Genomic DNA, 20,792 nt, shown 5'->3' with positions numbered 1-20,792 from the left:
CCGCTCGACTTGCATGTATTAGGCACGCCGCCAGCGTTCGTCCTGAGCCAGGATCAAACTCTCCATAGAAAAGTTATCCTTAGCTTCTGTACGCTTTTCGCTTCGTTCAGTTTTCAAGGAACATCTTATCGCTTTTGAAGCGACCTTTTTAATATAACATTTACGTTTTTTCTTGTCAACACTTTTTTATTTTTTACTTTTTCGTGTTATCTTCAACACGGACGATTAGTAATATATCATATTTGATTATCTTTTAGCAATATATTTTTTCTCTTTTTTAAAAAAAGTCCCGATCATCTCGGGACTTTCGCGATTACTTATGGCGCATTTGAGGGAACAACAACACATCGCGAATCGATGGTGAGTTCGTTAACAACATAACGAGGCGATCAATACCAATTCCTAATCCACCTGTTGGTGGCATACCGTACTCTAGCGCTTCGATAAAATCTTCGTCCATCTCATGCGCTTCGTCATTTCCTTGTTCTTTTTCTTTTAATTGCGCTTCAAATCGTTCACGTTGATCGATTGGATCATTTAATTCTGTAAATGCATTTGCATGCTCACGTGCAACGATAAATAATTCAAAGCGATCTGTAAAGCGAGGGTCTTCTGGGTTTTTCTTCGCTAAAGGCGAAATTTCAACCGGATGACCGTAAATAAATGTTGGTTGAATAAGGTGTTGTTCTACCTTTTGTTCGAAAAATTCGTTTACAATATGACCAAATGTCATATGCGGAGCTACTTCTACTCCATGCTCTTTCGCTAGTTGACGAGCTTCTTCATCGCTCATATGCTTCCAAAAGTCAACACCAACGTATTCTTTAATCGCATCAACCATATGAAGTCGTTTCCAAGAAGGTGTTAAATCTACTTCATATTCTCCATATTGAATTTTTGTAGTTCCAAGCACTTCTTGAGCAATATGCGCGATCATATCTTCTGTTAATTTCATAATATCTGTGTAATCAGCATAAGCTTCATACAATTCAAGCATTGTAAACTCTGGATTATGGCGTGTTGAAATGCCTTCGTTTCGGAATACACGACCAATTTCATATACTTTTTCTAGCCCACCAACAATTAAACGTTTTAAATGCAACTCGATTGCAATGCGCATATACAACGTCATATCTAAAGCATTATGGTGCGTAATAAACGGACGAGCAGCAGCCCCTCCAGCAATCGAATGCATCATCGGCGTTTCTACTTCCAAATACCCTCTTTGATCTAAGTAACGACGCATAGACTGAATGATTAAGCTGCGTGTAATAAATGTTTTTTTGCTTTCTGGATTCATAATTAAATCGAGGTAACGTTGGCGATAACGTTGCTCAATATCTTTAAGCCCATGATACTTTTCAGGAAGTGGACGCAATGATTTTGTCAACATTTCATATGCATGCACTTTGATAGAAAGTTCGCCCACTTTTGTCTTAAATACTGTTCCTTGGACACCAACAATATCCCCTAAATCTGACGTATCAAAAATTTCATACTGTTCTTCGCCAACATCGTCTTTGCGTACATAAATTTGAATTTGCCCCGTCAAATCTTGAATATGTGCAAATCCAGCTTTTCCTTTGCCGCGCTTTGTCATAATGCGACCGGCTACAGAAACATGAATTTGTTTCTCCTCAAGTTCTTCTTTCGATAAATGACCGTATAGCGCAAACAACTCTTCAGCTTTATGTGTGCGCTCGAATCGTTTCCCGAATGGATCAATTCCTTTTTCACGTAATTTATGTAACTTTTCACGACGAACTAATAGCTGATCATTTAATTCTTCATGTGACATACGAAAGTTCACTCCAATGACCTTTTATTTTTTTAAAACATACTGCCAGTATGAACTGACAGTATGTTTTACACTTCCATCACGACATCACTTTCTTTTGCCTCAACTTCTTCGACAAAATTCATCAGTAACGCCACAAGCTCATTGCGCGTCTGACATTCGTTAATCGCGTTACGCACTTTCGCGTTTCCACGAATACCTTTTAAGTACCATGCAGCATGTTTGCGCATCTCTTTCACAGCAATATGCTCATTTTTCAAAGCGATCAAACGTTCTAAATGCAAAATGCATACTTCGATTTTTTCACGTACTGATGGTTCCGGAATGAGCTCACCTGTTTCCAAATAACGAACTGTGCGATAAATCATCCAAGGATTACCAAGGGCAGCTCGACCAATCATCACTCCGTCAACACCTGTTTGCTCTAACATTCGTTTAGCATCTTGAGGAGTCTGGACATCACCGTTTCCAATAACAGGGATACGAACCACTTCTTTTACTTGCTTAATGACGTTCCAATCGGCTTTCCCTTCATACATTTGCACGCGTGTTCGCCCATGAACAGCCACAGCTTGTCCCCCTGCCCGTTCTACCGCCTGAGCATTTTCAACAGCATAAATGTGATGTTCATCCCAACCAATCCGCATTTTTACCGTTACAGGCTTTTCTACGGCATCAACAACTGCTGCCACCATATCATAAATTTTATTTGGATCTAATAGCCATTTTGCCCCCGCATCGCATTTTGTAATTTTCGGGACAGGGCATCCCATGTTAATATCAATAATGTCCGCATTTGTATGCTTATCTACATATTTAGCTGCTTGTACAAGTGTTTCTTTTTCTCCACCAAAAATTTGCAAGCTCAATGGTTTTTCACGCTCATCAATATAGAGCATTCCCATTGTTTTTGGATTATTAAATAAAATCGCTTTATCGCTAACCATCTCTGCACAAACAAGCCCTGCACCAAACTCTTTTACAGTTAGGCGAAAAGCTGAATTACATACGCCTGCCATCGGAGCAAGCACAACAGGATTATTAATTTGTACATTTCCGATCTTGAACATTAAACTCCCTCCTTTCTTGCTAACATAAATTGTTCCTCCACCGTTTGGCGACTTTTCCATATACGAACACCTTGATCCGATAACTGTTCAACGTACGAACGTAAAGGACGTTGAACGGAAGGAATAATTAACGATTCATCTATTTCAAACAACGGGATTAATACAAACGCCCGTTCATACATACGCGGATGCGGAATGATAAGTTGTTCTGTTTCAATATTTTCGTGATTATATAGCAAAATGTCAAGGTCTAACGTTCGTGGCCCCCAATGAACTTCTCGTTTTCGACCAAACTGTTTTTCAATGTCCATCGTTGCTTCTAACAAAGCAAATGGAGATAGCGACGTAGCAACCTTTACAACCATATTTAAAAAACAAGCTTGTTCGACATATCCAACCGGATCTGTTTCATAAACGGAAGATGTCGCTAAAACAGAAATACATGGGTGGTTATTTAAAGCCGTGACCGCTCTACGTAAATAATCAAAACGATCTCCTATATTTGAGCCTAATGCAATATAAGCAATATGTTCCATTTGTTAACGCCCTCTCGTAATTTCAACCGCCACATACGCATAGTGACCTTTAATAGGTGGGTTTGGCTTCGTCACCTTGACAGTACAAGATGAGATTGTTGCATAAGCAGATAAAATTTGCTCAGCAATGTGTTCTGCTACTGCTTCGATCAATTGAAATGGCTTCCCTTCGACAATACTTTGACATATGTCATATATATGTGCATAGTTAACCGTTTCATTTAAATCGTCGGTGACGCCTGCTTTTCTTAAATTTGTTTCAATGATGACATCAACATAAAAGCGTTGACCGAGCTTATTTTCTTCAGGAAATACCCCGTGATAACCGTAAAACCCCATTTGCTGAACGTAAATTTTATCGCTCATACTCCCACCCTCTCCCGATCATCGCATCCATCATTTTAGCCATTCTAGCGATCGGTAAAACGTCATGTACGCGAACGATATGCACTCCTTTGGCGATACCGAGGCAAACTGTTGCTCCTGTTCCTTCTACTCGTTCATGAACGGGTAAATCAAGCACATGTCCGATAAATGACTTTCGCGATGTCCCTAACAAAATAGGGTAACCGAGAACAGAAAACTCGTCCAATCGACGCATTACTTCTAAATTATGCTCTACTGTTTTAGCAAAACCAATACCTGGATCGATAATAATTTGCTCGTCCGTCACACCCGCTTGCTTTACAAGATGTATACTCTCTTTTAAATCATTGATCATATCTGAAATAAAATCTTTATAATGGCGATCGTGACGATTATGCATTAACACAATCGGAACACCGTAATTAGCCGCTACTTTAGCCATGTTCGGATCGGCTTTCGCTCCCCAAACATCGTTAATCATCGTTGCTCCTGCTTCAATGGCTTGTTTTGCGACTTCTGCTTTATACGTATCGATAGAGATTGGTACATCTACTGCTTTAGCGACTGCTTCTACAATTGGAATGACGCGACGCAACTCTTCTTCAAGCGGTACTTTTTCAGCCCCAGGGCGAGTTGATTCGCCCCCGATATCAATGATGTGCGCTCCCTCAGCTACGAGTTGTTTTGCACGTTCAACCGCCTGCTCTACGTGATTGAACTTCCCACCATCAGAAAAAGAATCAGGCGTTGCATTTAAAATGCCCATAATGACCGTTTGTTTTCTTAAATCTAACTTATGCTTTCCGCAATAAATGACATCAATCAATTGACGTACCCATCCTTTCTGTCGTACCTTGTCCATAAACGCGTTGTAAACGATGCGTATGCACGTTGGAGACGTTTTGTTATTTCCCCACATTTCCCGGGATATATATTCTCATCTAGCCGACAAACCGGCACAACTTCTTGAATGGAATTTGTTAAAAAGATTTCATCTGCGTTTTTCAGCTGTTGCAAGGAATAAAACCCTTCTTCGACATGAATGCCCCATGAGTGCAGTAAATCGATCACAAACATTCGAGTCACACCGTTTAAAATCCCTGTTTGTACGGAAGGGGTGTACACAACACCATCTTTCACCCAAAAAATGTTAGAAACAATTCCTTCTGCTACAAATCCTTCTTCTGTAAGGAAAATACCTTCTACGTTCGGATGATGACCAATTTCTCTTTTACCTAAAATATTATTTAAATAGTGATGCGATTTTAACCGAACGCCCCCTTCTGGCGTATTTCGTCTCACTTGTAAAGTTTGACATGCTTTCTCTTCCGCAAAGTTTGGAATACGTTTCATATACATAATGATTGTCGGATGTGTGTACTGTTCCACCTGTAGCCCCACATCGCCGATTCCAGCTGAGACGTTTAAACGAACATACGCATCGCGATAACCGTTTGCCTCTAACAATTGGGAAAGAATATGCAAAACATCATTTCGAGTGATAGAACATGAAATGTTGAGCATATCAAGTCCGTTATGAAGACGAACTAAATGATCATCAAGCAAAAATGGGTGTCCATCATATACGCGGAATGTTTCAAACACCCCGAGCCCATACATAAATCCATGATCAAACGATGAAATACGAGCATCTTCATTTTTTACGATTTGTCCATTTACGTAAACGAACATACGACATCACTTTCGTCTGTATAATGTAATAAAATTTTTAAGCATTTCTAAACCGTATTCCGTCATGATCGACTCAGGATGAAACTGCACCCCTTCAATTGGCAATGTTTTATGGCGAATGGCCATAATTTCCCCTTCTTCTGTCCACGCGGAAATGTCAAAGCAATCGGGCAATGTTTCTCTTTTTACAATTAGCGAATGATAACGCGTAGCAGTAAACGGATTCGGAATTTGAGTAAAAATCGTCTTTCCATCATGAAAAATCGGTGATGTTTTACCATGCATTAAACGTTCCGCCCGAACAACCTCCCCACCAAACACTTGCGCAATCGACTGATGCCCAAGACATACACCAAAAATCGGGATCTTCCCTGCAAAATATTGAATCGCCTCCATGCTGATGCCTGCTTCATTCGGACTGCACGGACCAGGGGAAATCATTAAAAAATGTGGTTGAAGTTGTTCAATTTGAGCAATCGTTACTTCATCGTTTCGTTTAACGATCAATTCTTCCCCTAATTGCCCTAAATATTGGACTAAGTTATACGTAAACGAATCATAATTATCAATCATTAAAATCATTTTGCTCACCTCATGCTTAATTGTACATACTCTTCTTCGCTCAGCTCTTTGGCTTTCCATAAAGCAAATGCTTTCTTTAAACATTCTTTATATTCATGTTCTGGTTGAGAATCAATAACGATTCCTGCCCCCGCCTGTACATAGGCAAGACCATCTTTCGCAATCATCGTTCGAATCGCAATGTTTAACTCCATATCGCCATTAAATCCGATCCAACCAATGGAACCTGTGTAAACACCACGTCGAACAGGCTCTAGCTCTTCGATAATTTCCATTGTTCGTACTTTCGGAGCCCCTGTAATCGTTCCACCTGGAAACACAGCGGATATCACATCGAACGCGTCTTTCCCTTCTTCAAGTCGTCCAGAAACATGTGAGACGAGATGCATTACGTGAGAATATTTTTCAATCACCATAAACTCGTCTACATGTACCGTCCCATATGCACATACACGTCCAAGATCGTTCCGTTCTAGGTCAACAAGCATTAAATGTTCCGCTCGCTCTTTTTCGTTTGCTAATAATGACTGCGCAATTTGTTCATCTTCTTGAATTGTTTTACCACGTGAACGCGTTCCTGCAATCGGACGTGTACTTACATACTCCCCCTTCTTTTTCACAAGTAACTCTGGGGAACCGCTTACGAGTTGAAATTCAGGAAAATGCATATATGCCATGTATGGTGATGGATTTAATGTACGTAATTTTTCATACACCGCAAACGGATGAGTAAGTAACCGTTTCGACTGTCGCACAGACAAGTTCACTTGAAAAACATCGCCTTGCGCAATATACGCACGCACTTTTTCGACAGCTTCCATAAACTGCTCTTCGCTCATTGATACCGTTTCTTCCTTCTCATAGTTCGGAATAAACGGACGAGAAGCATCGGCCAAGTCCGTTGTCCATAATTGCTCGTATCGTGCAAGACGTTCGTGCGCTTTCTGCTCTTCTCCGTCTACATAGTGAGTAATGAAATAAAGGGATGATTCAAAGTGATCATATACAAACACATCGTCAAATACGAGGAAATACAAATCGGGCATATTTAAATCGTCACGTGCGATCGAAGGAAGCTTTTCAATATACCGCGCACAATCGTAACTGATGTATCCAATCGCTCCGCCTTGAAAGTCTGGGCCTTCCTCTAATTTTTCTATCTTCCATTGATTAAACCATTTTTTTAATGATTGCAATATATTCCCTTCAAACGTCTCTGTGCGATGTTTCTGCCACACTGTCAACTTGTCATCTTTCCCAATGACAACCGCAAATGGTTGTAAACCGATAATACTGTATCGACCGTCCCGTCCACTCTCAAGCAAAACATGATGCAACTGTTTTCGTGACAATGCTTTATATTGAGAAAACCAATCACGTTGTGCGTATGTGATTTTTTTCATCATCGGTCGTCGCTTTTGCTGGGTCACAGATGTCCACTCCTCTCCATCAGTCCATACGCTTATTGTACAACGAACATATAGAAACAATCACGAAAAAAAATTCGGCAAGGACATTCTTGCCGAATTATTCTTCAAACTGATATAGTGGTGTGCTCAAATAACGTTCACCGTTACTTGGAATAATTGCTAACACTTTCTTTCCTTTCCCTAATTTTTTCGCCACTTGCAACGCTACATGAATCGCTGCACCAGATGAAATGCCTCCTAAAATGCCTTCTTGGCGAGCAGCTAGACGAGCGGCTGCAAATGCTTCCTCCGTCTTTACAGTGACGACTTCATCGTAAATGGATGTATTTAAAATATCTGGGACGAATCCCGCACCGATTCCTTGTATTTTATGCGGACCTGGTTTTCCACCTGAAAGCACAGGAGAGTCAGCTGGTTCAACCGCATAAATTTTAATGTTTGGATATGCTTGACGCAACACTTCTCCAGCTCCTGTAATCGTTCCACCCGTTCCAATTCCGGCTACAAACGCATCTAATTGATCGCCCATTTGCTCAACGATTTCTTTTCCTGTCGTTAAACGATGCACTTCTGGATTTGCTTCGTTTTTAAATTGTTGCGGCATAAAATAACCGTGCTCTTGTGCAAGCTGCTCTGCTTTTTGAATAGCCCCTCGCATTCCTTCGCTTCCTGGGGTTAATACAAGCTCTGCCCCATAAGCACGAAGTAAGTTACGGCGCTCTAAACTCATCGTATCAGGCATAACGAAAATGGCTTTATATCCTTTTGCGGCAGCAACCATTGCTAAACCAATTCCCGTATTTCCGCTTGTCGGTTCAATGATTGTATCCCCAGGCTGAATTTTTCCGGCTTTTTCTGCTGCTTCAATCATCGCAAGCGCAATCCGGTCTTTTACGCTGCTTCCTGGATTCATAAACTCTAACTTCACATATACATCTGCACTATCTTCGTCAACGATGCGATTTAACTTCACTACCGGTGTTTGACCAATTAACTCTGTAATGGATTGTACTACACGCGCCATTTCATCCACCTCTAATCCCGAGTATTTTTATAGAATTTGTAACCAATTTATCAGTTATTTTCGAAATTGTCAATCATTTATTTTTGTTTTGCTAATTTTTTTAACTCCTCAAGATCTTCGGCCGAAAATGTGTACGTTTCATTACAAAAATGACAAGAGGCTTCCGCTTTCCCTTCCTCATCAATCATTTGTTGAATTTCTTCCGCTCCTAAGCTAATGATCGCATCTGCTACTCGTTCACGTGAACAACGACAAACAAATGATACAGGCATCGTTTCGAGAATTTTTACATTTTGTTCCCCACCAAGCAATTCATATAAAATTTGTTCCGGCGTTAAACCACTTTCAATCATTTTTGAGATCGGCGGAATAGTAGCTAAATTTTTTTCAATGTCGGCAATTGTTTTTTCTTCTGTACCCGGCATAAGTTGTAAAATAAAACCACCCGCCGCTAATATCGTATCATCCGGATTCACTAACACACCAACCCCAACGGATGATGGAGTTTGTTCAGAGGAAACGAAATAGTATGTAAAGTCTTCACCAAGTTCTCCAGATACGAGCGGAACTTGTCCTGTAAAATAATCGCGTAACCCTAAGTCTTTCACAACTGTTAATGTTCCATTTGTCCCAACTGCTCGAGCGACATCGAGCTTCCCATTCGCATTCAATTCAAAATGAACATGTGGATTGGATACGTAACCGCGCACATGTCCTTTGGCGTTACTATCAACAAGAATATGCCCAATAGGTCCGCCACCTTCAATTTTAATTGTAATTTGGCTATCTCCTTTTAACATCGCTCCCATCATCACGCCCGCTGTCATCGCACGACCTAATGCTGCAGACGCTGTCGGCCATGTTTTATGTCGCCGCTGCGCCTCCCGAACGGTTTCTGTTGTTCGTACGGCATACGCTCTCACTTGCCCATCGTATGCCAACGCTTTTACTAAATAATCTGCCATTGCTGTCACTCACCTTTCTTGTTTCGCTCATATAACAATTGCAATCCTTTTAACGTTAAAAACGGATCGACGATATCAATCACATTCGATTCATGGGCAATTAATGAAGCTAACCCACCTGTTGCAATTACTTTTGGAGGAATAGTGCTTTTTTCTTTCATCCGTGACACAATTCCTTCTACTTGTCCAACATATCCGTATAAAATACCTGCCTGCATCGCACTTACTGTATTTTTCCCAATAATATCGTCTGGACGGGCAATCTCAATGCGTGGAAGTTTAGCAGCACGAGAATAAAGCGCTTCCGTAGAAATCGTAATACCTGGCGCAATAGCTCCTCCCATATATTGTTTATGCTCGTTAATATAACAGTATGTTGTTGCGGTACCGAAATCAACAATAATGAGCGGTGCCCCGTACAAATGAATGCCTGCTACAGCATTGACAATTCGGTCTGCTCCGACTTCTTTTGGATTGTCATACTTAATGTTCAGCCCTGTTTTAATGCCTGGACCGACAATGAGCGGCTTAATATGAAAGTATTTTGTACACATTCGCTCTAACGCAAACATAATTGGTGGAACAACGGAAGAAATAATGATGCCGTCAATATCAGAAAAATGCAATCCGACATCTTGCAATAACATTTTCACGATCATCCCATACTCATCTTCTGTTTTGCTTCGGCTCGTTTCAATGCGCCAGTGAAACTTCAGTTCATCTCCGTCATATACACCTAGTACGGTATTTGTGTTTCCAACGTCTAATACAAAAATCATCGCTCATCCCCACTTTTCCACAATTTGTTCTTTTTTTCATCATACCATAAGCGGACGGTAAAAAAAGATGCCTCTATAAAAAGAGACACCTTTATTCTTCTTTTTTCGTTTGAATATTTACTTTTACCTCATCTTGTTGATTGCCATTTCGATTCGGTAACGTACCGTGCTCAAACAAATGCTTAATTTGTTCCGCATCAAGCGTTTCAACTTCAAGCAACGTATTCGCAATAAGCTCTAGTTTATCGCGATTTTCCGTTAATACGCGTTTCGCTTTTTCATAACATTCTTTAATAATGCGCTGCATCTCAAGATCGATTTCGTATGCGATTTGATCGCTATAATTTTGCTCGTTATGCAAATCACGACCTAAAAACACTTGACCGTGAGATTGACCAAACTGCATCGGTCCAAGCTTATCGCTCATACCGAACTCCGTAACCATGCGACGAGCGATGCTTGTGGCACGTTGGAAGTCGTTATGTGCTCCTGTACTCACTTCACCAAATACGATTTCCTCCGCAACGCGTCCGCCGAGAAGACCTGTAATTTTATCAAGCAATTCTGGTTTTGTCATAAAATAACGGTCTTCTTTTGGTAACATGACCGCATAGCCGCCTGCTTGACCGCGCGGTACGATCGTTACTTTATGTACCATTTCTGCATCAGCAAGCACCATGCCAATGACTGTATGACCTGCTTCGTGATAAGCGACGATTTTTCGTTCTTTTTCAGAAATGACGCGACTTTTCTTAGCAGGACCAGCAATGACGCGATCCGTTGCTTCATCAATATCGCTCATATCAATTTTTTTCTTGTTGCGCCGAGCTGCAACAAGCGCAGCCTCATTTAATAAATTTTCTAAATCTGCACCAGAAAAACCAGGTGTACGCATCGCGATCGCTTTTAAGTCAACAGATTCATCAAGTGGCTTGTTGCGCGCGTGCACACGAAGAACGGCTTCACGTCCTTTCACATCTGGACGATCAACGGTGATTTGACGGTCAAAACGACCCGGACGTAAAAGGGCAGGGTCTAAAATGTCTGGACGGTTTGTTGCAGCGATAATGATAATTCCTTCATTTCCGCTAAATCCATCCATTTCAACGAGCAATTGGTTTAATGTTTGCTCCCGTTCATCATGTCCTCCACCTAAGCCGGCACCGCGTTGACGCCCGACCGCATCAATCTCGTCAATGAAAATGATACAAGGAGCGTTTTTCTTCGCTGTTTCAAATAAATCACGCACACGCGAAGCACCGACACCGACAAACATTTCAACGAAATCTGAACCGCTAATAGAGAAAAACGGAACACCTGCTTCTCCAGCAACAGCTCTTGCCAATAATGTTTTCCCTGTTCCAGGCGGTCCGACGAGAAGAACCCCTTTTGGAATGCGAGCACCAAGCTCGACAAACTTGCGAGGATCTTTTAAAAACTCAACAATTTCAACAAGTTCTTGCTTTTCTTCATCCGCACCGGCAACGTCTTTAAAGCGCACGCGCTTCTTATCTTCGTTATACAATTTCGCACGGCTTTTGCCAAAATTCATCACTCGGCTGCCGCCGCCTTGCGCTTGATTTAATAAAAAGAAGAACAAAATAAAAATGATGATAAACGGAATAATGGACGTAAAAAACGTCACCCATCCGCTCGTTTCATCAGCAGGCAACACTTCTACTTTCGCCTGCTTTGCCGCCTCATCGATTCGCTGAAGCACTTGTGGGCTGTTTGCGACATATGTTGTAAAAAACTGCCCTTCAGCGTAAGTTTTTAATTGCCCGCGAATCTCATAAACGCCTCGTTCTGGCTTCAACGAGACATACTTTACATCACCATTTTCTAGATGGGTAATGAACGCATCGTACGTCATCCGTTCCGCCCGTTGATTGCCGCCATTCAAAAAGCTGACAACGCCAATGACGACAAGGAAAATAAGTAAGTAAAAGATTGTATTACGGAAAATGCGGTTCATCTCCTACCTCCTCCCACACTTAAAACACGCTATAGTCAATAGTATCATAGAAAAACGTTCCAAAACAAACGATGTGCATGAAAAAATTATTTGCTATATACTTCTGGCTTTAACACACCGATGTACGGAAGATTTCGGTATTTCTCACAATAGTCTAACCCATAACCGACAACGAATTCATCTGGAACGATAAAACCGACATAATCCGCTTCAATATTTGCTTTTCGACCAGATGGTTTATCGAGCAAAGTCACGATTTTAATCGATTTCGCTTTACGATAACGGAATAAATCTGCTAAATAACTTAGCGTTAAACCGCTATCAATAATGTCTTCAATGATGAGCACGTCGCGGCCTTCAACTGATGTGTTTAAGTCTTTCAAAATTTTCACTTCTCCAGAAGACACTGTCGCGTTTCCATAACTTGATACATCCATAAAATCAATTTCTAAATATGTATCTATATGCTTAATTAAGTCTGCCATAAACGGCATAGCACCTTTTAGTACACCAACCGCAAGCGGAAAGCGACCTTCATATTCTTTCGTCAATAATGCTCCTAACTCTTTTACTTTTTGTTGAATTTGTTCCTCAGTAATTAAAATTTTTTCCATATCTTGATGCATACCCATATTCTTTCCTCCTACCATCATTTATTGCTTTTTATAGTGTAATACAATATAGCGATTTTTTGTAATATTTGTTGCTGTATAAATCGATTTTTTCACACCAGGAATCCATATGATGTTCCCATTTGCATCTTCAACAATTGGCCATTGTTCCCGTTCGTTCGCTGGGATTTTTTCGTCAATAAAAATGCGGGACACTTTTTTCGGATGTTCCATTCCTTTTACTTTCATGCGATCTCCGCGCTTTCTCGTTCGCACCCGAAGCGGCAAAGCTAATTGATCAACATCAATCACTACATGCTCATCGTCTTCAATGACGGGATAACGATCAACAAACTGACTAGTGAGTTGACATCCGTTCGGCAATCGGAGCGTATCAGGAACTTGGAGAAGAAATTCATATCCATTCGTTTGTTCCTGTTGAAACGTAAATATACATACCTCGTATTGACGAATGAGCTTTAATCCATTTGGAAAATGAAGCATACCCGAAGGATGTTGTCGTTTTAAAAAAAGTAGCGCTTGGTTTATATGTATAGAAGATAACGACGATGGAACATTCCCATAAAGATAGTTTAATATTAGTTGAATCCCTCGCCTTTGTAAAGGTTTTGGCATGCGCATAAACAAAGGGATAGCGATACGAACACATCCTTCTCGTTGGTCGAGAATATTTTTCAATTTTTCTTTCGTTAATTGCTCTAAAAATGCTTCATCTTCGCTTATCATCTCACTAAATTGTTGCACATGTTCATGAGCATGACTGTTTTCACTTTTTAAAAAAGGGAGAACGTAACGGCGAAAACGATTGCGCGTATAATCATCTTTTTCATTGCTCGGGTCGTGACGAGCACGTAAACCATTCTTTTGACAATACTGTTCAATTTGCTGTCGATCAATGCATAAGAAAGGACGAATAATATATCCGTTTCCAAATGGACGCTTGATTGGTATGCCTGCATATCCTTTCGATGTGCTTCCGCGCACAAGTCGCATAAGCACCGTTTCCATCTGATCATCCCCGTGATGAGCTAAAGCAATACAATGCGCTTTGTACTTACGCATCACTTGTTCAAAAAAGGCGTAGCGGCAATCACGAGCTGCTTCTTGTACCCCTTTTCCCGTTTGCTCCATATATAATTGGACGTTCAACTGTTTAGCCTCACATATAATACTACGTTGATCGCAAAAATGTTTCACAAAATGCATATCTTCTTCCGACTGTTTTCCTCGTAACATATGATCAACGTGTGCCACAACGATTCGAATGTCATATCGCTCTCGTTCGCTCCATAAAAAATGGAGCAATGCTAACGAATCCGGACCGCCCGATACACCAACAACGACGGTCGTATGACGCTCGAGCAATTGATGTTTTTCAATAAATTGGTGTACAACTTCTAACATACGCTCCCTCTTAACAACGTCGTTTTTTACAATCGTACCATATCTCATTCCTTATACTCAAAACGAACGCAGAAAAAAATTAAAGAATTTGAACATACAAATAAACGACATACATAAATAAGACGCAAACAAACAAAAACATCGTCTCTACCCAACGAAATTTTTTCTTTTCTTTTACGCGCACTACTCTCTCTTCTCGTTTTTTTTCTTTCTGCATAGACGGTTGTTGTATACATTGCAATAGCTCTTTTCTCATTTCATAAGCGCAAGTATACTTTCCATCGAGTGCACGCCATAATATTTTTTCATATGTTTTTAAATATGGATGGGAAGAAATCATGAGACGCAACTGCTCTCGTCCATTTTCTTTTCTTTCGAATCTCTTTGGATAGCACATATTGATCATAATCATCGCCACGGCAAACAAATCATACGATGGCTCTGCTTTCCTTGTTCCCATCCCCCAATACCCTCGATCAAAAAACTCTGTAAATTCTTTAATTGCTCTCCCACGAATCGTCGTACCACCCACATCAATTAACCGCACTTTTGGAACCTTCCCGGAAACAATTAAATTTTCCGGCTTTAAATCTCCAAACACCCATCCTTTTTCATGTAACTGATGCAAATCGCCTAGCAGCTGCAACATAATCACAACGATCCAGTCTTTTCCACGCTTTTGAATAAAAGTTAATAAGTCATCTCCTTCAATATACTCCATCACATAAAATGAATAAAATTTTTTTTCTTGCGGATAAAACCAATCATCTACATCTAATAAACAAGGTCCGAGGGCGACTCCCTGGACCTCTGAAAATCGTTTCAGTACATTTACTTCTGACATCATAGCTGTTGCTTCATTGCTTATTTTTAGCGCTACAAACGTTCGTCCTTCTTTCGCTAAATAAACAACCCCGTTGGCTCCTTTACCGAGCTGCTTAATAATTTCATAGCGACGTTTATGCCACTTTCCTTGTATGACCGTTCCTGTTCGGATATTACATAGATTGTTCGATGTATACATCGTCATCACCATCGTGAGTAAATAAACTTTTTAATGAACGTCTTTTTTGGAATTGTTGTAGCGCCTCGCGAATAGCTGGACCGGTCGGTGTAATTCCCCCAGATGTTAGCTTCGGAAATATACTTGAAATCGACTCCATTTTCGGCGTCCAATCTAAAATGCGGTCTACCTCTCCTTTTTTCCCGGGAAATACAAAAACAGAAAATTCATTATTTCCCAAACGAGCATTTAAACTAATTGATAAATCTAACAATGCTTCTTTCACAGTTTGCAACTTCGTCTTCATACTTCCGCTTGTATCTACTAATATTAAAACTTGTAAATTGACCGTTTCCCCTAATTCTTCGACAACTTCCATTACTTCTCCCCTTTTTTCTGGCGGAAGCTGCTCGATCGAAGCTTGTGATCCTAAAATTTGTTTCAACTCTCGATTAATAACCCCTTGCAACGTCTGTGTCATCGCTTTTCTCGTTACCATCTGTACCGTCTGTGACAATTGTTTAGCATACACAACTTGACTAATTCCACCACCTGACTGAGCAATGCCTTCAATTTCACGCAACCCTTGCTCATCAATGATGTCTTGATCAAGAACACCAATCACATTTACTGTAATTCCTTGCTCTTTCGCTAATGCTGCCATAGCAATTGGATCTTCACCGTGATTTGAACAACCATCTGTAATTAATAAAATTTGACGTAACGTCCCTTTCCGCATACGTTTATCCCCTCCGAAAAAGTAGTATACTCCCATCATCGACGTTCAGAGGGGATTTTATACCTTTATTTCATATATTGATATGCCGGAATGACCGCCCATTTCGGTGTATTATGCTTAATGCGCGCAACAACAATTGTCATATCATCTTCAATTTCTCCACCATTGACACGAATGACTTCTTCTAACAGCAATTCTGATACTTCTTGCGGATCATTCGTTTTTAATTCTTTAATTTTCCGTTTCATCCATACATCATGATTTTCAATGTGCGACACGCCATCTAAAATGCCGTCGCTCATCATAATAAGCAAATCGCCTGCTTTTAATTGTTCTTCAATCATTTCAAACTCTACTCCTGTAATAATGCCAATTGGCAAATTGCTCGATTCGATTTTCATCACGTTGTTTCCGCGTTTAATAAAGCTTGGCGAAGAACCGACTTTCAAAAATTTTGTTGTCGCATTTTGCAAATCGACAATGGCCAAATCTAGCGTCGAAAAAATTTCTTCTGTCGTCCGTAAAGCTAAAATGGAATTAATGGATTTAATCGCAATTCGTTCTTCAATTCCTGATTGTAAAATTTTTTGTAACAGCTTGAGCGTCTCTTTACTTTCATAATGCGCTCGTTCACCATTCCCCATTCCGTCGCTAATAGCTAACGCATATTTCCCTCCGCCAATCTCCATCATTGCATAGCTGTCGCCTGAAATGAATCCGCCTCCTTTTGCGACATACGCAACACCTGTGTCAATGACAAACGCTTTCGAAGAACTAAACGCAACCCGACAATCCCCATTCGGATATACAGAACAATCTTCTTTTTTTACAATGATCGTCTCACCTAAAATATCAGATAACATTGGTGCAATAAGCTTTTCGCACTCCCCTCTTCCATCGCAATACGGAACGACCATCTCAATGTCAACGCTTCCTTTATCTAAACTATAAATTTCAACATCGTTTACATCGATCCCAAACTGTTGAAGGGCATGTAAAATTTGTTCTTCCTGCACATAATAATTTTCACGTTCTTTTTGGATCTCTTTCGCAAAGTCTTCCATGACTTGCGATACACCTAATAACTGTTCTGCGACAAGTCTTCTGCTCTCTTTCATTTGTTGCTTTAATTTTTTATTCGCTTTATAAAACGAGACGTCTTTTTCAATAATTTGAACGACTTTATTCGCTTTCACACAATGTTTGTTCCATTCGCGTAACAACTTCGTATTCGTCATTTGATCATTTTCGCCTGCTTCTTGCATAATCTTTTTCATGTAATCATATGTTTTATCAAAGTGGGTGATCCAACATTGGTCTTTCTTAAAACACGTTTGACATGTTTTCGCGGCAACATCGCTTAAAAAGTAATCAATTTCACGTTCTTCCTCTTCCTCATGCGTAAGCACACCGTATGACGAGAAACTTTTCGATAACGCTTGAAACACATGAGAAAATTGTTCAACTCGTTGAGCTGTAACATCGCGAATTTTTCTTACATATTGTTGTTGCTCATTTGTATACTCAACCGTTCCCGGCACATATTTCGCCATTTTGCTCGTTAGCGATTGCGGAGTGATCATGAAAAGAAAAACCGCAAATAACGATTCGACAACATTTGGGATCATGTCTGCTATCCCTTGGCTATAAAGGGCAATGAGCAATGTTGCAACGACGAGACCAAATGAAACACCTAGCTTTCTTCCCTCCTTCAATAGCCCACCGAGCAATCCAGCGAAAGCTAGTAAGCTCATTTGGTATAAATTCGATACGTTCGCTAAGCTTAAAATGAGCCCTGTGACGACCCCGACAGTTGAACCAACAGTCGCACCGGCGACAAAAGCGAACAAAAGCAATAAATAGCGCGCCGCCACATGTTCTAACGAAAGATCGTAAATCGACCAACCGACCATTCCTGTCAGCATGGAAGAAATAAGAATGACAAAAGAAATGACTTCTTCTGGCTTTAACGTTTGTTTATATTTTTGATGGTCAAATAGCGGAACGCTTTGTAAAAAAATGAGCGTTAAAATGAAGGCAAGAGCAGCTTCAATAAACATCGTCATTCCTTCGTATATCGTCCATCCATCATTCCACGTATAAATCATGACTGTTTTCGCAAAGACAGATGCGAAAAAGACGACAACCGGCAATCTTTTCGGTGGAGCATCAATCCAATAAAACAAGCGATAAAAAACGAGAAACATAACGATCGAAGCAACAATAAATAAAGAGGTGGAAAAGGAAACGGTCAACGCTCCCGCAAATAAAGCAATAAACACAAAGCCTAACTTATCGCGACGAAGTAAATAAATTGCCGCAAAAAAAGGTAAGGCAAACGGAGTCATTTTCGTTAAAATGAGGGCTCGTCCAAGCAAAAAGCCAATGACTAAAAACAAAAATCCTTGCTGAAATAACAAATGGCTTAGACGAACCGTAAACCGTTGAAACCATTGTGAAACTGTTGTTCTTGTCTCACTTAAAGGTACTTCCGCCATTTGATTGACTAACTTCCGTTCTAATCTCTCCATATTCATCCTCTCCCTTTTTTCCATATATTCGTCTATTACTCTGTATTATACAGACTGAATTATCAAAATTTTGTCAAAAAAAGAAGATGAATCATATAAATCTTTCGACGGAATCCCACAAAAAACGGCTTACATAAACAAAAAAACACCAATTTCGTGACGAAATTGGTGTTTTTTTTTGATGACCCGTACGGGATTCGAACCCGTGTTACCGCCGTGAAAGGGCGGTGTCTTAACCACTTGACCAACGGGCCACTATATCATTTGGTAGCGGCGGAGGGAATCGAACCCCCGACCTTACGGGTATGAACCGTACGCTCTAGCCAGCTGAGCTACGCCGCCATGCAACGACATTCATTATAATAACACGTTCCTTAAACAAAGTCAATAGTTTTTTTCACTATGAAATTCAAACGAAAAAGCATCCACTCATGAAATGGATGCTTATATAAACTGCCTCATGTCTCATTCGGCAGCAAGTTAACCGCGTCGAGCACCACGACCTCCTCGTTTCGATTCAGTATGGCGTTTAAGGGATGCTAAGCGATCTTCACTTTCTTTTAAGAAACGGCTAATTTTCTGCTCAAAACTTTCTTTTGAAGCGCGATCATTGCCTTTATTGCGCGGACGTGAAGCTTGTTCTTTTGCCTTTTTGATCGATAAGCCAATCTTTCCATCTTTCTCAACATTAATGACACGAACTTCGACAACATCGCCTACTTTAAGATGCTCGTTAATGTCTTTTACATAGCTGTCAGCTACTTCACTAATGTGCACTAAGCCTGTCGCGCCTTCTGGTAACTCAACAAACGCTCCGAATTTTGTAATGCCCGTTACTTTTCCCTGTAACTTGCTGCCTACTTCAATTGACATAAAAAAAGTGCTCCTCCTTAAAATCTGAAAAATCGTTTCTTTCATTATACATAATGAAAAAAACAAGTGTCAATAAGCCTTATGCCTATCTCTCTTACTCATCAGGAGTGATGAAAATAATTTCTCCTTCTTTCGACAAAAAATATTGTTTTCGCGCCAATTCGGCAATATATTTATCGTCATTTAATTTTTTGATCTCTTCTTTTAACCTTTTTTCATCTTTTTGTAACGTGCGCAACTTTTCCTCTAGTTGCTCTTTCGTTTTTATTTGTTGGTCAATTGCAGAAGATTGTGTCATCATCGTATATAAAAACAGCGAAGAAGCGGCTAACGCCATCGTTGCCACAAGGCTAAAGCGAATAACGATTTTTTTGCGACGTCGCGCCTTTTTATGTTCTTGTTTTTCTTGTTGAATAACATACGACGTTTGAATTTTTTTGACTTTGCTTTTTTGTGGGGCGCCCATGTTTTTCACCGCTCCTTCTTCATTACCCTTTTTTTCTAAATATATTCGTGATTTTGATGAGAAACCCTTTTCCAATATGAAAGAAACGTCCAAGCGCTGCTTGAAAGCGAAGCGGGGTTTTTCGCCAAATGAAATGTCCAATCCATATAAATGGTTGTAATAAAAAGCGGATACATACATATATGACTTTATATAAAATTTTACCAATAGATAAAACAAAATGACAAGTAGCGATCAATAAAAAAACAAAAAAACGGTAAAGAAGTCGGAGTGGAAATACGATGATGTAATAAAATAAACGCATAAGAAAACGATATAACGTCACAACGATGCGAATAATCTGTTGCAACAAGCGAACATACATATTTTGAAACAACGCTTGGTAAGCAGCGTACCCACATAAAATAGCTAAAAAAATGTACAAGCGAATTTGCCCATTATTCACGAGCAATAACGTGTAAAATACATATAGCGCTTGTACGATCCAAAAAAGAATATCTGCAATCCATACGATCAGCCGATGACGTTCGGAACGATGGAATATATGTGCGTATGTATCAAAAGATGCACCGATGACAATTCCTGTTCCAATCATCGCAAGCAAAGTCGTAAATTGCACATGTAAACTCATTTAAACAACTTGCTAAAGAATCCTTTAGCTTTCTCCGTATGATGTTCGTCCAAGTAAACGATTTCGAAAATTTTCCCCTTAATTGACACAATTCCTTTATCTACGTCTAAGTTTTTCATTTGCAAATTTTGTCCTTTAATAGACAAAAAACCCATAACCGTTTCTAACAAAAATTCTTCATTATCAAAGCTTTCGACTTGCTTCACACCCGTAATGTCTAACGTGCGGCGACCGCGCATCACAATGTCATGTTCTTGAATCGGTCCTTTATTTCCGATATTTTGCGTCATCATTGT

The 20,792-nt window shown here is 40.1% G+C and carries 21 protein-coding genes, 2 tRNA genes and 1 rRNA gene; all 24 read right to left on the bottom strand.

The features are described 5' to 3' along the window. A 16S ribosomal RNA gene (locus K1I43_RS14325) occupies nt 1-69 on the bottom strand; the annotation flags it as partial. A 244-nt stretch (nt 70-313) separates the two neighbouring features. Then, on the bottom strand, nt 314-1,798 hold the full coding sequence (gene lysS / locus K1I43_RS14320) for a lysine--tRNA ligase (RefSeq protein ID WP_019418030.1): 1,485 nt from the start codon (nt 1,796-1,798) through the stop codon (nt 314-316). A gap of 68 nt (nt 1,799-1,866) precedes the next feature. Further along, on the bottom strand, nt 1,867-2,868 hold the full coding sequence (gene dusB, locus K1I43_RS14315) for a tRNA dihydrouridine synthase DusB (protein ID WP_026011750.1): 1,002 nt from the start codon (nt 2,866-2,868) through the stop codon (nt 1,867-1,869). Continuing rightward, entirely contained in the window at nt 2,868-3,404 is a 537-nt protein-coding gene (folK, locus tag K1I43_RS14310; protein WP_019418032.1) for a 2-amino-4-hydroxy-6-hydroxymethyldihydropteridine diphosphokinase, read from the bottom strand. The genes dusB and folK overlap by 1 nt, the downstream gene beginning before the upstream one ends. 3 nt (nt 3,405-3,407) lie before the next feature. Further along, nucleotides 3,408-3,770 carry a dihydroneopterin aldolase gene (folB, locus tag K1I43_RS14305; RefSeq protein ID WP_019418033.1) on the bottom strand — a complete coding sequence of 121 codons (363 nt, stop codon included), beginning with the start codon at nt 3,768-3,770 and terminating at the stop codon, nt 3,408-3,410. Beyond that, nucleotides 3,760-4,632, bottom strand: coding sequence for a dihydropteroate synthase (folP, locus tag K1I43_RS14300; protein WP_050982330.1), 873 nt, complete (start codon nt 4,630-4,632; stop codon nt 3,760-3,762). Before folP ends, folB begins: the two co-directional genes overlap by 11 nt. Further along, nucleotides 4,593-5,462 (bottom strand): aminodeoxychorismate lyase, encoded by an 870-nt coding sequence (gene pabC, locus K1I43_RS14295; protein WP_019418034.1) that lies wholly within the window; start codon nt 5,460-5,462, stop codon nt 4,593-4,595. Before pabC ends, folP begins: the two co-directional genes overlap by 40 nt. 6 nt (nt 5,463-5,468) lie before the next feature. Further along, on the bottom strand, nt 5,469-6,044 hold the full coding sequence (gene pabA / locus K1I43_RS14290) for an aminodeoxychorismate/anthranilate synthase component II (RefSeq protein WP_009360751.1): 576 nt from the start codon (nt 6,042-6,044) through the stop codon (nt 5,469-5,471). Nucleotides 6,045-6,049: 5 nt separating this feature from the next. Further along, nucleotides 6,050-7,450 (bottom strand): anthranilate synthase component I, encoded by a 1,401-nt coding sequence (gene trpE, locus K1I43_RS14285; RefSeq protein WP_033383529.1) that lies wholly within the window; start codon nt 7,448-7,450, stop codon nt 6,050-6,052. 121 nt (nt 7,451-7,571) lie between these two features. Further along, nucleotides 7,572-8,498: a cysteine synthase A gene (cysK, locus tag K1I43_RS14280; RefSeq protein ID WP_009360753.1), complete on the bottom strand. Its 927-nt coding sequence runs from the start codon at nt 8,496-8,498 to the stop codon at nt 7,572-7,574. 77 nt (nt 8,499-8,575) lie between these two features. Continuing rightward, nucleotides 8,576-9,463 carry an Hsp33 family molecular chaperone HslO gene (gene hslO / locus K1I43_RS14275; RefSeq protein WP_009360754.1) on the bottom strand — a complete coding sequence of 296 codons (888 nt, stop codon included), beginning with the start codon at nt 9,461-9,463 and terminating at the stop codon, nt 8,576-8,578. Nucleotides 9,464-9,468: 5 nt separating this feature from the next. Next, on the bottom strand, nt 9,469-10,242 hold the full coding sequence (locus tag K1I43_RS14270) for a type III pantothenate kinase (RefSeq protein WP_009360755.1): 774 nt from the start codon (nt 10,240-10,242) through the stop codon (nt 9,469-9,471). A 91-nt stretch (nt 10,243-10,333) separates the two neighbouring features. Continuing rightward, on the bottom strand, nt 10,334-12,217 hold the full coding sequence (gene ftsH, locus K1I43_RS14265) for an ATP-dependent zinc metalloprotease FtsH (protein WP_009360756.1): 1,884 nt from the start codon (nt 12,215-12,217) through the stop codon (nt 10,334-10,336). 86 nt (nt 12,218-12,303) lie between these two features. Further along, entirely contained in the window at nt 12,304-12,849 is a 546-nt protein-coding gene (gene hpt / locus K1I43_RS14260; protein ID WP_009360757.1) for a hypoxanthine phosphoribosyltransferase, read from the bottom strand. Nucleotides 12,850-12,870: 21 nt separating this feature from the next. Further along, a complete protein-coding gene (gene tilS, locus K1I43_RS14255; protein WP_019418041.1) occupies nt 12,871-14,253 on the bottom strand; it encodes a tRNA lysidine(34) synthetase TilS in 1,383 nt (460 codons plus the stop codon). A 79-nt stretch (nt 14,254-14,332) separates the two neighbouring features. Further along, entirely contained in the window at nt 14,333-15,289 is a 957-nt protein-coding gene (locus K1I43_RS14250) for a serine/threonine protein kinase (protein ID WP_019418042.1), read from the bottom strand. Then, nucleotides 15,252-16,031: a vWA domain-containing protein gene (locus K1I43_RS14245; protein ID WP_081957775.1), complete on the bottom strand. Its 780-nt coding sequence runs from the start codon at nt 16,029-16,031 to the stop codon at nt 15,252-15,254. The genes K1I43_RS14250 and K1I43_RS14245 overlap by 38 nt, the downstream gene beginning before the upstream one ends. Before the next feature lie 29 nt (nt 16,032-16,060). After that, the gene (gene spoIIE, locus K1I43_RS14240; RefSeq protein WP_026011752.1) at nt 16,061-18,526 is read right to left on the bottom strand and encodes a stage II sporulation protein E; all 2,466 of its coding nucleotides are present in this window, start codon (nt 18,524-18,526) and stop codon (nt 16,061-16,063) included. Nucleotides 18,527-18,708: 182 nt separating this feature from the next. Next, nucleotides 18,709-18,780, bottom strand: a tRNA-Glu gene (locus K1I43_RS14235). An 11-nt stretch (nt 18,781-18,791) separates the two neighbouring features. Continuing rightward, nucleotides 18,792-18,868 (bottom strand) — tRNA-Met (locus K1I43_RS14230). A 138-nt stretch (nt 18,869-19,006) separates the two neighbouring features. After that, nucleotides 19,007-19,399, bottom strand: coding sequence for a S1 domain-containing RNA-binding protein (locus tag K1I43_RS14225; protein ID WP_006323664.1), 393 nt, complete (start codon nt 19,397-19,399; stop codon nt 19,007-19,009). Nucleotides 19,400-19,493: 94 nt separating this feature from the next. After that, entirely contained in the window at nt 19,494-19,865 is a 372-nt protein-coding gene (locus tag K1I43_RS14220; RefSeq protein ID WP_009360762.1) for an FtsB family cell division protein, read from the bottom strand. A 22-nt stretch (nt 19,866-19,887) separates the two neighbouring features. Further along, nucleotides 19,888-20,496 carry a spore cortex biosynthesis protein YabQ gene (yabQ, locus tag K1I43_RS14215; RefSeq protein ID WP_009360763.1) on the bottom strand — a complete coding sequence of 203 codons (609 nt, stop codon included), beginning with the start codon at nt 20,494-20,496 and terminating at the stop codon, nt 19,888-19,890. After that, a complete protein-coding gene (yabP, locus tag K1I43_RS14210; RefSeq protein WP_026011753.1) occupies nt 20,493-20,786 on the bottom strand; it encodes a sporulation protein YabP in 294 nt (97 codons plus the stop codon). The genes yabQ and yabP overlap by 4 nt, the downstream gene beginning before the upstream one ends. Nucleotides 20,787-20,792 lie beyond the last annotated feature (6 nt).

Origin of the sequence: Anoxybacillus sp. ST70, from assembly GCF_019553625.1 — a bacterium.
In the GTDB taxonomy this organism is placed as follows: Bacteria; Bacillota; Bacilli; order Bacillales; family Anoxybacillaceae; genus Anoxybacillus; species Anoxybacillus gonensis.
Note: the sequence above shows the minus strand (reverse complement) of the source record. Positions and strands in the feature narration are given on the sequence as shown.

What these genes read in the sequence shown, in the direction of transcription:
- lysS (WP_019418030.1), bottom strand. Translation starts at nt 1,798, where the DNA reads ATGTCACATGAAGAATTAAATGATCAGCTATTAGTTCGTCGTGAAAAG.
- dusB (WP_026011750.1), bottom strand. Translation starts at nt 2,868, where the DNA reads ATGTTCAAGATCGGAAATGTACAAATTAATAATCCTGTTGTGCTTGCT.
- folK (WP_019418032.1), bottom strand. Translation starts at nt 3,404, where the DNA reads ATGGAACATATTGCTTATATTGCATTAGGCTCAAATATAGGAGATCGT.
- folB (WP_019418033.1), bottom strand. Translation starts at nt 3,770, where the DNA reads ATGAGCGATAAAATTTACGTTCAGCAAATGGGGTTTTACGGTTATCAC.
- folP (WP_050982330.1), bottom strand. Translation starts at nt 4,632, where the DNA reads ATGGACAAGGTACGACAGAAAGGATGGGTACGTCAATTGATTGATGTC.
- pabC (WP_019418034.1), bottom strand. Translation starts at nt 5,462, where the DNA reads ATGTTCGTTTACGTAAATGGACAAATCGTAAAAAATGAAGATGCTCGT.
- pabA (WP_009360751.1), bottom strand. Translation starts at nt 6,044, where the DNA reads ATGATTTTAATGATTGATAATTATGATTCGTTTACGTATAACTTAGTC.
- trpE (WP_033383529.1), bottom strand. Translation starts at nt 7,450, where the DNA reads ATGATGAAAAAAATCACATACGCACAACGTGATTGGTTTTCTCAATAT.
- cysK (WP_009360753.1), bottom strand. Translation starts at nt 8,498, where the DNA reads ATGGCGCGTGTAGTACAATCCATTACAGAGTTAATTGGTCAAACACCG.
- hslO (WP_009360754.1), bottom strand. Translation starts at nt 9,463, where the DNA reads ATGGCAGATTATTTAGTAAAAGCGTTGGCATACGATGGGCAAGTGAGA.
- K1I43_RS14270 (WP_009360755.1), bottom strand. Translation starts at nt 10,242, where the DNA reads ATGATTTTTGTATTAGACGTTGGAAACACAAATACCGTACTAGGTGTA.
- ftsH (WP_009360756.1), bottom strand. Translation starts at nt 12,217, where the DNA reads ATGAACCGCATTTTCCGTAATACAATCTTTTACTTACTTATTTTCCTT.
- hpt (WP_009360757.1), bottom strand. Translation starts at nt 12,849, where the DNA reads ATGGGTATGCATCAAGATATGGAAAAAATTTTAATTACTGAGGAACAA.
- tilS (WP_019418041.1), bottom strand. Translation starts at nt 14,253, where the DNA reads ATGTTAGAAGTTGTACACCAATTTATTGAAAAACATCAATTGCTCGAG.
- K1I43_RS14250 (WP_019418042.1), bottom strand. Translation starts at nt 15,289, where the DNA reads ATGGTGATGACGATGTATACATCGAACAATCTATGTAATATCCGAACA.
- K1I43_RS14245 (WP_081957775.1), bottom strand. Translation starts at nt 16,031, where the DNA reads ATGGGAGTATACTACTTTTTCGGAGGGGATAAACGTATGCGGAAAGGG.
- spoIIE (WP_026011752.1), bottom strand. Translation starts at nt 18,526, where the DNA reads ATGGAGAGATTAGAACGGAAGTTAGTCAATCAAATGGCGGAAGTACCT.
- K1I43_RS14225 (WP_006323664.1), bottom strand. Translation starts at nt 19,399, where the DNA reads ATGTCAATTGAAGTAGGCAGCAAGTTACAGGGAAAAGTAACGGGCATT.
- K1I43_RS14220 (WP_009360762.1), bottom strand. Translation starts at nt 19,865, where the DNA reads ATGGGCGCCCCACAAAAAAGCAAAGTCAAAAAAATTCAAACGTCGTAT.
- yabQ (WP_009360763.1), bottom strand. Translation starts at nt 20,496, where the DNA reads ATGAGTTTACATGTGCAATTTACGACTTTGCTTGCGATGATTGGAACA.
- yabP (WP_026011753.1), bottom strand. Translation starts at nt 20,786, where the DNA reads ATGACGCAAAATATCGGAAATAAAGGACCGATTCAAGAACATGACATT.